The sequence below is a fragment of the Roseibium sp. MMSF_3412 genome, from assembly GCF_030733265.1.
Taxonomy (GTDB): Bacteria; Pseudomonadota; Alphaproteobacteria; order Rhizobiales; family Stappiaceae; genus Roseibium.
This window is the reverse complement of record NZ_JASHJI010000009.1, coordinates 49,429-63,923: the sequence shown is the minus strand read 5'-3', so window position 1 is coordinate 63,923 and position 14,495 is coordinate 49,429. Positions and strand designations below refer to the sequence as shown.

The following is a 14,495-nucleotide window of genomic DNA, read 5'->3' as shown; positions in this document are numbered from 1 at the left end:
TTTCTGGCCTCGAATTCGGCTGATGGTCTGGAGCTGCGCTCCAGTAATTCACGCCTTGGCCCGGCGTGCTATTTCCTGTTCCTAAGCACTGGTTTTGATTACGGCATCAATGGCCTTGAGCTGGCGAAGCAAGGCTTCAAGGTCCTTAAGCGGCACCATGTTGGGTCCGTCCGAGGGCGCCTTGTCCGGGTCAGGGTGTGTTTCGATGAACAGGCCCGCAACACCGGCAGCCACCGCAGAGCGCGCCAAAACCGGAACCATTGTCCTGTCGCCGCCGGTCGAGGCGCCCTGTCCGCCAGGTTGCTGAACGGAATGGGTGGCGTCAAAGACAACAGGCGCTCCCGTTTGAGCCATGATGGGCAGTGCACGCATGTCGCTCACAAGCGTGTTGTAACCGAAGCTGGCGCCTCTTTCCGTCAGCAACACGTTCGGATTGCCTGACCCCGTCACCTTGGCCAGCACATTCTTCATGTCCCAGGGGGCGAGGAACTGGCCCTTCTTCACGTTGACAGTCTTGCCTGTTTGCGCCGCCGCCACCAAAAGATCCGTCTGCCGGCACAGGAAAGCAGGGATCTGAAGAATGTCGACCACCTTCCCGACCGGAGCGCACTGGTCGGCCGCGTGGACGTCCGTGACAACGGGAAGGCCGAAGCGTTCCTTCACTTCAGCAAAAATCGGCAAGGCGTCGGAAAGGCCGATACCGCGTCCTCCCGACAACGATGTGCGATTGGCCTTGTCGAAGGACGACTTGTAGACCGTCGCTATGCCGACGTTTTCCGATATTTCCTTGATGGCCGCTGCGCATTCGAGTGCGTGATCGCGGCTCTCCAGTGCACATGGGCCGGCAATCAGAGCAAAAGCCGCATCGTTGCTGAACGTAACGTTTCCGACCTGAACTTCCCGGTTCGCCTCAGTCATTCTCAACCTTGCTGTAAAGGGGTGCGCCATGCGTACCTGCTTTCATCGAAAACAGGCGTCTGCCCAATTCGGGTGTTCCATAGCGCTCTTTTGAAAAAGCTGCAACCTTCCGTCTTGTGCACTTCTTTTGTGCTATTAAATCGATTGAAAAGGCTGTGTTGCCTAATATATTTATGTCGCAATTGTCCTGTATGTGTATTTCAATGAAACCATAGACATTTTTTAATTTTGAGCTGGTCCTGAAACTTAACCGCGATGAAATTGTTAGACGCTATCATCCAACATATACCCGCTCAGAACCCTGAGTTTATTGTCTGTTTTGTACTTTCGTGAGCAGATTGGCATACAGTCGTCTGTCAGTAAGAGTGAGAACGCCACATGAACAAACCCATTCGCAAAGCAGTGCTTCCGGTTGCCGGTCTCGGCACGAGGTTCTTGCCGGCCACCAAGGCGGTTCCAAAGGAGATGCTGACGATCGTAGATCGGCCGATCATTCAATATGTGGTCGATGAAGCGCGCGCTGCCGGGATCGAGCACATTGCCTTTGTGACCGGCCGCAACAAGCACGTCATCGAAGATCATTTCGATATGGCTTACGAACTCGAGGACACTCTGAAGGCGCGGAAGAAAACCGAAGCTTTGGAGTTGCTCGAAAAACACAGGCCGCAACCGGGATCAACCAGCTTTACCCGCCAGCAGGCACCGCTTGGTCTCGGACACGCGATCTGGTGCGCGCGCGACATCATTGGCGACGAGCCGTTCGCGATCCTGCTGCCAGATGTGATCATCAAGTCAAAGGTCAGCTGCCTGCGGCAAATGGTGGACCTTTATGACCAGACGGGCGGAAACATCATCGCCGTTGAAGAGATCCCGGAAGATCAGACGCATCAGTACGGCATTGTGGAACTCGCCGAGCGGATCAATGCTGCTTCGAGCGAAATCTCGAATATGGTGGAAAAACCCGCACCGGGCACAGCACCATCGAATCTGATGATAACGGGCCGCTATATCCTTCAGCCGGAGATTTTCGATCTGCTTTCCGAGCAGGGCAAGGGTGCCGGAGGCGAGATTCAGCTGACCGACAGCATGATTTCCCTCATGTCGAAGCAGAAATTCGCGTCGCTCAAATTCGAAGGACGCAGCTATGATTGCGGCAGCAAATACGGCTTCCTGAGTGCAAATATTGCCTTTGGAATGGATGATCCGAAACTCGCCGATGATCTGCTGCCGTTCATGAGAGACATCGTCGAGGGTCAGCGTCAGGTCGCAGCCGAATAGACCGGGCGATTCCTGGCACAGTTGAAAACAGAACAGCCGGTTCGCTTGGCGAGCCGGCTGTTTTTTTGTTCTCGAGTCCTATCCAGTTCGTATTATTTACAATCCCTTTTTGTGGGAGGCGCCGGGAGATTTTGTCACCCTGAGAAACAATGAAGAACAGTCTGTTCCGGGCATGAAATCCGCCTATTCTCAAAACTGATTTCGTCTACAAAACGTTGACCGTTGATTCCATTGGTCTTGTCCTCACCGACAGCGCTTTGAACTCCCAAAGAAAACAGAATAATTCAGTTGTCACGAACCGAATGCTTCTGCTTTTTTTGCCGTTTCGCCGTGGACAGCTTGTCGGTCACTCGATCCGGTGGGCGAATTGCGCCGTATACTTGGTCATGTTCCAGAGAAGGAGGCATCGACCATGGCGAATTCCAAATTCCTGACGTCCCTGGCCGGATTGAGCATTGCCGGGTTCCTGATGGCAGGATCTGCAGCGGCGCAGGACACTCTCGACACGACGGCTTTCCAGGGGATTATCAAGGATCAGATGAGCGCATTTGCAGCCGGGAATGCACAGGCGGCTTTTTCGTTTGCTACAAACTCTCTCCAGAAAAGATTTCAGAACCCGGAAATCTTCATGAAGATGGTCAAGCAGGGTTACCAGCCGGTCTACAGACCACAAAGTGTTACGTTCGGCCAGACCAAGATGACCAAACTCGGCCCAACGCAAGAGGTCTATGTCGTCGGTCCGAAGGGCAAGAACTGGCTCGCGCTTTACAGCTTTGAACAACAGGAAGACGGAACCTGGAAGATCTCAGGCTGTTACCTGACAAAATCCGACGGTTTTGCCGCCTGACGTCCTCGCCGGGCAAGGCTGATCAAACGGGCGCGATATCTCCGCGCGCCCAGTTTTCCTTGGTTTGCGCATAGAAGTCGGCAAAGCTGCCTGCTTCGATCGCGTCGCGCATTCCCTTCATGAGGTGCTGGTAGTAGGCAATGTTGTTCCAGGTCAGCAACATGCCCGCCAGCCCCTCGCCTGCCCTGACGAGATGATGAAGATAGGCGCGGCTGTACGTATTCGCGGCCGGGCATTCGCTTTCCTGGTCGAGCGGACGCGGGTCGTCCTGATGCCGTGCGTTCTTGAGATTGACCTTGCCGTATTTCGTATAGGCCAGCCCGTGACGTCCTGCGCGCGTCGGCATCACGCAATCGAACTGATCGATCCCGCGTTTGACGCTTTCCAGTAGGTCATCCGGTGTTCCAACGCCCATGAGATAACGCGGTTTGTCCACGGGCATGACGGGCGTTGTGATGTCCAGCATGGCCAGCATGACGTCCTGAGGCTCACCGACTGCGAGCCCCCCGACCGAATACCCTTCGAACGACAGTTTTCCAAGTTCTTCCGCCGACCGGATACGCAGGTCGGGCTGATCCCCGCCCTGGACAATGCCATAGAGACCCTGACCCTTCTCAGGGCCTTTCATCTCTTCAAATTGCTTGCGTGAGCGTTCCGCCCACCGCAGCGACAATTCCATCGCCCTTTGAACTTCTTCCCTGGGGCTCGGCAGACGGATGCATTCGTCGAGCTGCATCTGGATGTCCGACCCGAGCAGGCCCTGGATCTCGACCGACCGTTCGGGTGTCAGATGATACTTCCGGCCGTCAATATGGCTTTGGAACCGAACGCCGTTTTCGTCGAGCTTGCGCAGCTGAGCAAGCGACATGACCTGAAAGCCGCCGCTGTCGGTAAGGATCGTATGCGGCCAGTTCATGAATTTGTGCAGCCCGCCGAGTGCGTGTACGCGCTCGGCAGTCGGGCGCAGCATCAGGTGGTATGTGTTCCCCAGCACCACGTCAGCGCCGGTTTCCCGGACCTGACCGGGATACATCGCCTTGACCGTGCCCTGTGTTCCCACCGGCATGAAGGCAGGCGTGTGAACGATCCCGTGCGGGGTCGTGATCTCGCCGCGGCGCGCTGCGCCATCGGTTGCAAGCAGTCTGAAATCGAATTTCTGTTTCTGCGCGGACATTGTGATCAGCCTTGCTCCGATGTTGCGGGAAACAGGAGTGACGCATCGCCGTAGCTGTAAAACCTGTATTCCATTTCTATCGCATGTGCATAGGCGGCCCGCATCGTCTCAAGCCCCGACAAGGCCGACACCAGCATGAACAGTGTCGAACGCGGCAGGTGGAAATTGGTCATCAGCGCGTCGATGGCCCTGAACCTGTAACCGGGTGTAATGAAGATCGAAGTCTCTCCCGCAAAGGGCTGAAGTGTCCCGTCAGCCTGTGCTGCGCTTTCAAGGATCCTCAAGGATGTTGTGCCAACACTCACGACCTTGTTGCCGCGCGCTTTCACGTCCCTGAGCGCCCCTGCAGTCGTGTCAGACACTTCGCCCCACTCCGCATGCATCTTGTGATCGTCCGTGTCGTCGGCCTTTACCGGCAGGAAGGTTCCGGCACCGACATGCAACGTGACGATGTGTTGCTCAATTCCCCGTTCGGAAAGCGTGTCCAGCAAGTGCGGTGTGAAATGAAGACCGGCCGTCGGGGCAGCGACGGCGCCGTCCTTCTCGGCGAAAATCGTCTGGTAGTCCTTTATGTCCTGCGCATCCTCTGCCCGTTTTTGGGCAATATAGGGTGGCAGCGGCACGTGCCCTACCGACGCTACGGCAGCATCGAGATCCGGTCCGGAAACATCGAAGCACAGCAATACCTCGCCTGCATCCGACTTTTCCGCGACCCTCGCCGTCAGCCTCGCCCCGGTCTTCTCAAATTCGATCAGATCGCCGATCTGAAGCTTTTTTGCCGGGCGTGCAAAGGCACGCCATTGATCGGGTGCAGAACGCATATGCAGCGTCACGCTGACGCCAGCCGAGATCTCGCCCCTCACGCGCCGGCCTTCAAGTTGGGCGGGAATGACCCTGGTGTCATTGAACACCAGGGCGTCGCCAGGCTGAAGGAGCATTGGCAGGTCCCGGACACCCATGTCGGACATGACCTGCTGCGTGTCAGGACGCACAACAAGCATGCGCGCTGCATCACGCGGCTTCACGGGCCGCAACGCGATGCGTTCATTTGGAAGGTCAAAATCAAAGTCGTCGACGCGCATGGCGGTCAATTCAATCCGGTGTTCAGGTGAAACAGGCTGTCACGGTTGCTCACGCGCCTGGCGGCATCCGTTGTTCGCGCTCTTAGCGTTGCGACGTAGCAAGGTCAACCTGCAGACAGCCCTCAAAACAAAGCAGCGCAGACGAGCGGTCCGCGCTGCCAAAAATCGTCTTTCGCGATGATCAGGCCGCGTCAGCGGCAACCTTCAATGACACGATGTTGTCCGGATCAACGACCGGTTCGCCGCGCTTGATCTTGTCGACATTGTCCATGCCTTCGACCACTTCGCCCCAAACGGTGTACTGCCCGTCGAGCCAGGGCGCGTCCGTAAAGCAGATGAAAAACTGGCTGTCTCCGGAATTCGGATCCATGGCGCGCGCCATGGAGCAGGTTCCACGAACATGCTTGTGGTTGCTGAACTCGGCCTTCAGTTTCTGACCCGAACCGCCGGTACCCGTGCCCTGCGGGCAGCCGGTCTGCGCCATGAAGCCGTCGATCACCCGGTGAAACACGATACCGTCATAAAATCCCTCACGCACGAGTTCCTTGATCCGGGAGACATGTCCGGGTGCGAGGTCGGGTTTCATTTCGATGACAATCGGTCCCTGGCTCGTTTCCATGAGAAGGGTGTTCTCGGCATCCTTGATTTCTGCCATGTCTGACTCCTTGGGTCTTTAAGTCGGGCTTGTTCTGAATTATTGCGCGTCTGCAGCAACTTGCATCTTGACGATCTTGTCGGGATTCGCAGGCGGTTCACCGCGCGTGATATTGTCGATAAATTGCATCCCGTCAACGACTTCGCCGAACACCGTATATTTGCCGTTCAACCAGTCGCCGTCATTGAACATGATGAAAAACTGGGAATTGGCACTGTTCGGGCTGGCGGCGCGGGCCATGCCGAGCGTGCCTCTTCGGAATGGTGCATTGGTGAATTCCGCGGCCAGGTCAGGTTCTTTCGAGCCGCCGCTGCCGGTGCCCGTCGGATCGCCAGTCTGTGCCATGAACCCGTCAATCACACGGTGAAACACGATACCGTCGTAAAAGCCTTCGCGGGTGAGTTTCTTGATCCGCTCAACATGCTGTGGAGCCAGGTCAGGGCGCAGCTGAATGGTGACGCGACCATCCTTGAGGTCGAGAAACAGCGTATTTTCAGGATCTTTGGCCTGCGCATTGGCCATGGCCGGAAGGAATGCGATAGACGCCAATACGGCGAAAACTGCGAAAAGACGTGACACTGGAAGCTCCTAAAGTTCAGGTCTGGGAAACTGGAATCAACTTTGCGGACTTGTTACGCGCCGAAGCGGCGATACGACCGGTTCCGGCACAAATTCTGAAATTTCGCCGCCCATTTTCGCGATTTGCCTGACCAAGGTGGCGGTGATGTGGCGCACAGTGGGCGATGCCGGCAGAAACACTGTCTTTATGTTCGGTTCCAACGTGCCGTTCATGCCGGCCATCTGCATTTCATAATCCAGATCGGTGCCGTCTCTCAGTCCGCGCACCAGACAGGTTGCGCCCTGTTCGCGCGCCGTCTTGATGACCAGGTTAGAAAACGAAATCACATCAATGCGCGCGGCTTCTTCCCTGGTAAATTCAGCCCTGGCAGATGCGTGGATAAGGTTCTGCCGTTCCTCTAAAGAAAAAAGCGGCTTTTTTCCAGGATGAATGCCGATGGCGACAACGACCTTGTCCGCCAGGGCGAGAGACTGACGCAATATGTCCATATGGCCATTGGTGACGGGATCGAAGGACCCCGGATAAAGCGCGATACGTGTCATGGCCATCTCCATACTCCGCCAACAGGCACGTCACAAGAAAAACCCACAAAATCAGCTTTTTTCCAATTGAGGCACTTTTTGTGATTGCCGTCACATAAGACTTTTCCGCAATGGTCCAAGGTGTCTTCATCACAAACAAGGCGTGAGCAGGAGCCAGGATGATGAGGAGCTACGTTACACAAGGCGCAACCGTTTCGAACAAAGCGGGCGCATCGTTTGCATTTCAGGGCAAAGCGGCGGACGTGTCCGTCCAGTTCAAGATGGCAGCAGTGTTCGCACTCGCGCTGCTGACGATGGTTGCCGCAGGCATGATGAGCCTGTATCCGAGCAACGCCTCTCAGGCTGACAACCTGACGAGCCTCGCGACACAGGGCCTTTCCGCGACCAAGACGGACCGGATTGCCGCTTCCACAGTTTCCGAAAACTGCACCTCCCAGGCATGGGGCGCGTGGAGCGAAGAATGTGCCGCATCGCTGACAGGCGCTTCGAAGGTTCGCAACGTTTCCTTTGTTACTGTTGAACAGAAGGCACCGACTGCAAACCAGACGATCCTGGCACGCTACCCGACCACGAACTAAATCTTAAAATACCTCCCAGTTTTCTCCCCCGAACGGCAAACAGCGGCGCAGGTTCCACCCTGGCCGCTGTTGTCGTTTGAACATCCGGTTTTGCGCGTTAGCTCTCCGGTGCCCCGTCGTCTCCACCGTCGTCCGCCTTGTCGGGAGTGGAGGTCGAGCCGCCGTCACCGTCAGGCATGTCACCGGCTTCACTGTCACCTGCAGCTTCCTCGGCCTCGTCGTCGAAGTCGTCATCATCGACTTCGGAAATGCCCTCGACGGCAACGACCTTCTCATCCGAGGCGGTCTTGAAGACGATCACACCCTGTGTCGCTCGGCCTGCAATTCGAATGCCGTCGACCGGGCAGCGGATGAGCTGGCCACCGTCGGTTACAAGCATGATCTGGTGGCTGTCCTCGACCGGGAATGAGGCAACGAGACCGCCATTGCGATCATTGACCGCCATGGCCGTGATGCCCTTGCCGCCCCTGCCCGTCACCCGGTATTCGAATGAGGAGGTCCTCTTGCCGTAGCCGTTCTCGGAAACCGTCAGGATGATTTGTTCGGCAGCACTCATCTGAGCGTAGCGTTCCTGGGGCAGATCTCCGGCGATCACGCCCTCTTCGTCCGCTCCATTGCCATTTTCGTCCGCCTCCCCGCGCATTGCCCGGGACAGTTTCAGATAGGCTGCACGCTCTTCCGCGTCGACATCGATGTGATGCAGGATCTGCATCGAAATCACCCGGTCGGCATCAGCCAGGCGGATACCGCGCACACCGACGGAGTTTCGTCCCGCGAAGACACGAACGTCCGTAACCGGGAACCGGATGCACTGCCCGGAATTCGTGGTCAGCATGACGTCATCATGCTCGGAACAGGTATCGACGCCGACAATGCCATCGCCGTCTTCCAATTTCATCGCGATCTTGCCGTTGCGGTTGATGTTGACGAAGTCGGAGAGCTTGTTCCTGCGCACCGTGCCGCGCACAGTGGCAAACATCACGTCGAGATTGGCCCAGCTATCCTCATCTTCCGGCAAAGGCAGGATGGAGGTGATCTGCTCTCCCTGTTCAAGCGGCAGCATGTTAACGAGGGCCTTGCCGCGCGAGGTCGGCCCGCCAAGCGGCAGACGCCAGACCTTCATCTTGTAGCAGATCCCCCTGGAGGAGAAGAACAGGACCGGCGTGTGCGTGTTGGCGACGAAGAGACGGGTTACGAAATCCTCGTCCTTCGTGGCCATCCCCGAGCGGCCCTTGCCGCCGCGCCGCTGCGCCCGGTAGGTCGCAAGCGGAACACGCTTGATGTAGCCGCCATGGGACACGGTCACGACCATATCCTCACGCTGGATCAGGTCTTCATCGTCAAAGTCGGCCCCGCCCTCGATGATTTCGGTTCGGCGCGGCGTTGCAAACTCTTCCTTGATTTCCAGCATCTCGTTGCGAACGATTTCCTGGATACGTGCGCGCGACCGGAGAATGTCGAGATATTCGGAAATCTCGGCACCGATCTTTTTGAGCTCTTCGTCGATCTCGTCCCTGCCGAGAGCCGTGAGGCGCTGCAGACGCAGGTCGAGGATTGCACGGGCCTGTTCCTCGGAGAGTTTGTAGGTTCCGTCTTCCCGGACCTGGTGACGCGGATCGTCGATCAGCCTGATCAACGGTTCGACATCGTGGGCCGGCCAGTCGCGCTCCATGAGCTGGGCACGAGCCGTCGCCGGATCCGGCGCGGTCCGGATCAGGTGGATGACTTCGTCGATATTCGCGACCGCGATTCCGAGACCAACCAGGATATGAGCCCGGTCTCTCGCCTTCTTCAGAAGATAGCGCGTGCGGCGGCCGACAACTTCTTCCCGGAAAGCCACGAAGGCCTTGAGCATGTCCGAGAGGTTCATCTGCTCCGGTTTGCCGCCGTTAAGTGCGACCATGTTCGCGCCGAATGACGTCTGCAGCTGGCTGAACCGGTAAAGCTGGTTCAGGACAACGTCGGGAACCGCATCGCGTTTCAGTTCGATCACGACCCGCATTCCGGAGCGGTCACTCTCGTCGCGGATATCCGAGATCCCTTCAACGCGTTTGTCACGCACCAGTTCGGCGATCTTTTCAATCATCGTCGACTTGTTCACCTGGTAGGGAATCTCGGTGACGATGAGTGCGTTTCGATCCTTGCGGACTTCCTCGATATCAACCTTGGCCCGCATTGCGATGGAGCCACGGCCGGTTTCATACGCGTTTCGAATGCCCGAACGGCCAAGAATAATCCCTGCTGTCGGGAAATCGGGCCCCGGCACAATTTCCATGAGCTCGGCAAGGGTCATGGCCGGGTTTTCCATGATAGCGATCGCCGCGTCGATCACTTCGCCCAGGTTGTGCGGAGGGATATTCGTCGCCATCCCGACGGCAATGCCGCCGGCGCCGTTGACCAGAAGGTTCGGGAACTTAGCCGGGAGAACCACCGGCTCGGTTTCGGAATTGTCGTAGTTTTCCTGAAAGTCGACCGTGTCCTTGTCGATATCGTCCAGGAGTTTGTGGGCGACCTTTTCCAGCCGGCATTCCGTGTAGCGCATGGCCGCTGCGGGATCGCCATCGATCGAACCGAAATTGCCCTGTCCGTCAATCAGCGGCAACCGCAGCGAAAAGTCCTGCGCCATGCGCACAAGCGCTTCGTAAATGGCGCTGTCGCCGTGCGGGTGGTACTTACCGATGACGTCACCGACAACACGTGCGGATTTGCGGTAGGGCTTGTTCCACTCGTAGCCGTTTTCGTGCATCGAATAGAGGATGCGACGGTGCACCGGTTTCAGTCCGTCTCTGACATCTGGCAGCGCACGCGAAACGATTACGCTCATCGCGTATTCGATATAGCTGCTCTTCATTTCGTCGACGATGGAGACCGGTTTGATATCAGACGGAAGACCGTCCGACGGGGTGTTGTTATCCTGATCGGACAAGGAAGATCTCATTTCATTGTTATAGCTGCGTCATTTATAGCCGATTCAAGGGCACGGGCCAAATCTGCCGCGCTTTTTCGTAATAGGTTTTCATCATATTTTTCAATGGTGTACGAAGCATATTCACAGGCAGCAAAAATGATTTTCATGCAGCCACTCGAAGTGATGCCAAATCCCCTGTAACAAGGCCGAATCCTGGCCCTCAATTCTGCATCGGAGGCTGCGAATGCTGGACTATTTCATCAACGCGTTTGCCATGTTGTTCGTGACGATCGACCCGGTCGGTCTTGCTCCGATGTTTCTTGCCGTGACCGCCGGAATGAGCGCGTCAGATCGGCGCAAGGTGGCGATAAGGGCAACTGCTACGGCTGCAGGAATCCTGTTGATCTTTTACGCTTCCGGACAGACCGTTCTGAACGTTCTCGGCATTTCTGTATCGGCATTCCGCGTGGCCGGCGGCATTCTCCTGTTTCTCATCGCGATCGAGATGGTCTTCGGCAAGAGACAGGAGCGAAAGGCGGAAACAGCGGAGAAAGCGGTCGAATCCCAGGGGCACCACGGAACGGTCAACGAAGTCGCCATCTTCCCGCTCGCAATTCCGCTCATCTCCGGGCCCGCGACCATCTCGGCCATTATCCTGCTTTCGAGCCAGGCACCCGATACGGTTGCCTATGCGGGCCTCGGCGGCGTCATTGCGGTGATCCTTTTGAGCTGCCTCGGCGCGTTCTTGCTGGCGGACAGGCTGGAACGGCTTCTCGGGGAAACGGCGCAGCTCGTCATCACGCGCCTTCTCGGTGTTCTTCTGGCTGCACTTTCCGTGCAGTTCGTTGCCGATGGCGTGCTGGTTCTCCTTGACCGTTAGCGTGGCAAGGTGAGCCTGTATTCCTGTTCTGCAACGCCGTGAACGCTGTCGCGGGCGCGAATAACCACCTCTTCGACTTCGTCGGGTATTTCAACGCCGGACAGCGATCGCGTAAACGGCTGTTCCTCGACATGCGGATGCAACAGGATACGCTCTCCGAGAAGTTGTCCGTCCGGCGTGAATACCTGCCACAGATCGGCATAGTGATCCCACCCGGTGTCGCCGTGTTTCAGCGTCACGGAGAAAGTCCAGCTGCTTCCTGACTGACGCGCCGTCGCGTCGACAATTTCCACATCCCCGGCATTCGCCGGGATCACACATGACGCAGCAACAAGAACTTTTGCGCCAAACAAACCCAGTTTTCGAAACGGCATTTCTGAACTCCCACGCAGGACGCGCCATACTTGCAAATTCCGGTTTCAGGCACAAAGTCACGAGTGCGTCATCCACGATTACCTGGCTGGAATGGCCGGCGCTTGCAGCTTTTGCCCGAAGTCTTCATGCTGGCACGTGGAGGATCCCATGCCGATTGACGAAGACCTTGTCCGCAAAAAGCTGACGGCGATGAAAATCGAGCTGGAAGCCTATAGTGACATCTCGGAGGAAGCGCGTGCGCCCGTGACGCTGGATCAGCAATCGGTCGGTCGTCTGTCGCGCATGGATGCACTGCAGGGCCAGGCGATGGCGCAGGCCTCAGAGAGACAAAGGCGGGCCGATATCCAGAAGATCTCGGCTGCGCTTCACCGGCTGGATGCCGGGGAATACGGGGACTGTGTCGAATGTGGTGAGGAAATCGCCGAAAAGCGGCTGGAAGTCGATCCGGCTGCCGCCTTCTGTATCAGGTGCGCGCGGTAGTCAGGGAACCGGCGTGATGCTTCAACGACCGCAAGAAGGCATAAACTTCAGTGCTGACCTTAAGGATCGGGAATGCCTGGAGCGTCTTTTCGGTCCACATCCTGTCGGGATTCAACACGTCTTCGAGGCCGCGGAGCGTGTTGCTTTCCTCAGCCGAAAGCACAAAGCTCTTCGTTGAGCGGAGCAACAAGAGCAATTCATGAACCCGGCGCATGACCGACAAGGCCGCGCCCATGCGCTCCTTGAGCGCGGGATCTTCGCGCCAGTGCCTTCCGTTGAAGACTTCGCGTGTCACACGCTGGCCGGCTCCATGGCAGTCATACGCAATACAGCCCCCGAAACCCATTTCCAGGCGATCGTCGAAGATGCGGCAGTGGTCGCTCTCGTCCAGGTTCGGGCAAACTTCGCAGGCCGCCTTGTCAATTCCGAATGAATCCGACTTGTCGAACGCGAAAACAACGCAGCAAAGCGCTGCACAGCTTTCGCAATTCGCGGACAAATCCGGTGGAGGTTTCATTGCCATTTCCCGTTGGACGCTCCGGGCGGGTGCTCAATGCTGTCGCAAATCACGGACACGCCGTGTCCTCACTCCCATTCGATGGTGCCGGGAGGTTTGGATGTGATGTCGTAGGTAACCCTGTTGATGCCCTGCACTTCGTTGATGATCCGGGTCGCAGTCTCGCCCAGGAACTCGTGCGTGAAGGGATAGTAATCCGCTGTCATGCCATCCACGGAAGTCACGGCCCTGAGCGCGCAAGCGTAATCATAGGTCCGGTAGTCTCCCATGACGCCCACGGTCCGGACCGGAAGAATGGCGACGAATGCCTGCCAGATCTCATCATAGAGCCCGTGTTTGCGGATCTGATCGATGTAAACCGCGTCGGCCTTGCGCAGGATCTCAAGCTTGTCCCGTGTGATCTCTCCCGGACAGCGGATCGCAAGCCCGGGACCGGGGAACGGATGACGCCCGATGAAGCTTTCCGGCAGGCCGAGTTCGCGGCCGAGTTCCCTCACCTCATCCTTGAAAAGTTCGCGCAGCGGCTCAACGAGTTTCAGGCCCATTTTCTCCGGAAGACCGCCCACATTATGGTGCGATTTGATGGTCACGGACGGACCGCCCGAGAAGCTGACGCTTTCAATCACATCCGGATACAGGGTTCCCTGCGCAAGGAATTCCGCACCCTCGATCTCATTGGCGTATTTCTGAAAGACGTCGATGAACAGCTTGCCGATCGTCTTGCGCTTCTGTTCCGGGTCGGAAACACCCTCCAGTTCGTTGAGAAACAGATCGGATTCATCGGCGTGAATCAGCGGAATATTGTAGTTGTCCCGGAACATGGTGACAACTTCGCTAGCCTCGTTCAGGCGCAGGAGGCCGTGGTCGACAAAGACGCAGGTCAGTTGATCGCCAATCGCCTCGTGGATCAGAACCGCGGCGACCGAACTGTCGACGCCTCCCGAGAGGCCGCAAATGACCTTCTTGTCACCCACCTGCTCGCGGATCTTCGCAATGGCATCATCGCGATAGGCTCCCATGGTCCAGTCGCCCTTGAAGCCCGCAATCCGAACGAAATTTTCATAGAGCTTCTTGCCGTTCGGTGTGTGGTGAACCTCCGGATGGAACTGGACCGCGAAAAAATTCCGGCCGGTATCGGCGGTGATGGCGAAAGGCGCGTTGGGCGAGGTCCCGTAGACGTCGAAACCCGGAGCGATTTCACTGACATGATCACCGTGGCTCATCCAGACCTGTTCCTTGTCTGCATCGAACCAGCCATCGAGCAAAGACAATCGTGTCCGGGTGGGCGTTACATAGGCGCGCCCGAACTCGGCAGTGCCGTGACCTCTTTCGACCTTTCCGCCGAGACAATGCATCATCACCTGCTGTCCGTAGCAGATACCAAGGATCGGGATGCCCAGTTTGAAAACGCTCTCCGGTGGCATCGGGGCACCGTCTGCGAACACCGAGGAAGGGCCGCCGGAAAAGATAACCGCTTTCGGCGCGAATTCCGTCAGGAACCCGTCGGTCACGTTCTGAAACGGGTGAATTTCGCAATAGACGTTGAGCTCTCGCAAGCGCCGCGCGATCAGCTGCGTCACCTGGGAGCCGAAATCGATGATGAGGAGGCGGTCGTGATGTGTCATGGCCAGCTTCTAACCGGTCTCTCCGGGAATGAGAACCCGGATTCGTCGGCATCGGT

16 protein-coding genes are annotated in these 14,495 nt (G+C 57.2%); 5 read left to right on the top strand and 11 right to left on the bottom strand.

Going from position 1 to position 14,495, the window contains the following annotated elements:
- Positions 1-81: 81 nt before the first annotated feature.
- Positions 82-918 (bottom strand): 3-deoxy-8-phosphooctulonate synthase, encoded by an 837-nt coding sequence (kdsA, locus tag RBB49_RS16645; protein WP_306143974.1) that lies wholly within the window; start codon positions 916-918, stop codon positions 82-84.
- 378 nt (positions 919-1,296) lie between these two features.
- On the opposite strand from kdsA, the gene galU reads away from it, so the two are divergent.
- On the top strand, positions 1,297-2,196 hold the full coding sequence (galU, locus tag RBB49_RS16640) for a UTP--glucose-1-phosphate uridylyltransferase GalU (RefSeq protein ID WP_306143973.1): 900 nt from the start codon (positions 1,297-1,299) through the stop codon (positions 2,194-2,196).
- Positions 2,197-2,608: 412 nt separating this feature from the next.
- A complete protein-coding gene (locus tag RBB49_RS16635) occupies positions 2,609-3,043 on the top strand; it encodes a DUF4864 domain-containing protein (protein ID WP_306143972.1) in 435 nt (144 codons plus the stop codon).
- Between the two features lie 22 nt (positions 3,044-3,065).
- Here the strand turns inward: RBB49_RS16635 and tgt are convergent, their stop codons facing one another.
- From tgt to coaD, 5 genes are all read right to left on the bottom strand, one after another.
- A complete protein-coding gene (tgt, locus tag RBB49_RS16630) occupies positions 3,066-4,217 on the bottom strand; it encodes a tRNA guanosine(34) transglycosylase Tgt (RefSeq protein WP_306143971.1) in 1,152 nt (383 codons plus the stop codon).
- 5 nt (positions 4,218-4,222) lie between these two features.
- Entirely contained in the window at positions 4,223-5,299 is a 1,077-nt protein-coding gene (queA, locus tag RBB49_RS16625; RefSeq protein ID WP_306143970.1) for a tRNA preQ1(34) S-adenosylmethionine ribosyltransferase-isomerase QueA, read from the bottom strand.
- A 181-nt stretch (positions 5,300-5,480) separates the two neighbouring features.
- Complete coding sequence (locus RBB49_RS16620) at positions 5,481-5,954, bottom strand: peptidylprolyl isomerase (RefSeq protein ID WP_306143969.1); 474 nt, start codon at positions 5,952-5,954, stop codon at positions 5,481-5,483.
- A 39-nt stretch (positions 5,955-5,993) separates the two neighbouring features.
- Positions 5,994-6,476, bottom strand: a complete 483-nt coding sequence (locus RBB49_RS16615; protein ID WP_306143968.1) for a peptidylprolyl isomerase — start codon at positions 6,474-6,476, stop codon at positions 5,994-5,996.
- A gap of 93 nt (positions 6,477-6,569) precedes the next feature.
- On the bottom strand, positions 6,570-7,076 hold the full coding sequence (gene coaD / locus RBB49_RS16610) for a pantetheine-phosphate adenylyltransferase (protein ID WP_306143967.1): 507 nt from the start codon (positions 7,074-7,076) through the stop codon (positions 6,570-6,572).
- Between the two features lie 161 nt (positions 7,077-7,237).
- Here coaD and RBB49_RS16605 point away from each other — a divergent pair, with 161 nt between their 5' ends.
- Entirely contained in the window at positions 7,238-7,654 is a 417-nt protein-coding gene (locus tag RBB49_RS16605) for a phosphopantetheine adenylyltransferase (protein ID WP_306143966.1), read from the top strand.
- Positions 7,655-7,751: 97 nt separating this feature from the next.
- Here RBB49_RS16605 and gyrA read toward each other — a convergent pair whose 3' ends face one another.
- Complete coding sequence (gene gyrA / locus RBB49_RS16600; protein ID WP_306143965.1) at positions 7,752-10,592, bottom strand: DNA gyrase subunit A; 2,841 nt, start codon at positions 10,590-10,592, stop codon at positions 7,752-7,754.
- Positions 10,589-10,729 (bottom strand): hypothetical protein, encoded by a 141-nt coding sequence (locus RBB49_RS16595; RefSeq protein ID WP_306143964.1) that lies wholly within the window; start codon positions 10,727-10,729, stop codon positions 10,589-10,591. The genes gyrA and RBB49_RS16595 overlap by 4 nt, the downstream gene beginning before the upstream one ends.
- Positions 10,730-10,806: 77 nt before the next feature.
- Between RBB49_RS16595 and RBB49_RS16590 the strand changes: the two genes are divergently transcribed.
- On the top strand, positions 10,807-11,442 hold the full coding sequence (locus RBB49_RS16590; RefSeq protein ID WP_306143963.1) for a MarC family protein: 636 nt from the start codon (positions 10,807-10,809) through the stop codon (positions 11,440-11,442).
- On the opposite strand, the gene RBB49_RS16585 is transcribed toward RBB49_RS16590, so the two are convergent.
- A complete protein-coding gene (locus tag RBB49_RS16585) occupies positions 11,439-11,816 on the bottom strand; it encodes a hypothetical protein (protein WP_306143962.1) in 378 nt (125 codons plus the stop codon). The genes RBB49_RS16590 and RBB49_RS16585 overlap by 4 nt on opposite strands.
- Positions 11,817-11,964: 148 nt before the next feature.
- On the opposite strand from RBB49_RS16585, the gene RBB49_RS16580 reads away from it, so the two are divergent.
- Positions 11,965-12,297, top strand: coding sequence for a TraR/DksA C4-type zinc finger protein (locus tag RBB49_RS16580; RefSeq protein WP_306143961.1), 333 nt, complete (start codon positions 11,965-11,967; stop codon positions 12,295-12,297).
- On the opposite strand, the gene RBB49_RS16575 is transcribed toward RBB49_RS16580, so the two are convergent.
- Positions 12,281-12,814, bottom strand: a complete 534-nt coding sequence (locus RBB49_RS16575) for a hypothetical protein (protein ID WP_306143960.1) — start codon at positions 12,812-12,814, stop codon at positions 12,281-12,283. The two genes, RBB49_RS16580 and RBB49_RS16575, sit on opposite strands and share 17 nt — an antisense overlap.
- A 68-nt stretch (positions 12,815-12,882) precedes the next feature.
- A complete protein-coding gene (gene guaA / locus RBB49_RS16570) occupies positions 12,883-14,439 on the bottom strand; it encodes a glutamine-hydrolyzing GMP synthase (RefSeq protein ID WP_306143959.1) in 1,557 nt (518 codons plus the stop codon).
- Between the last annotated feature and the right edge of the window lie 56 nt (positions 14,440-14,495).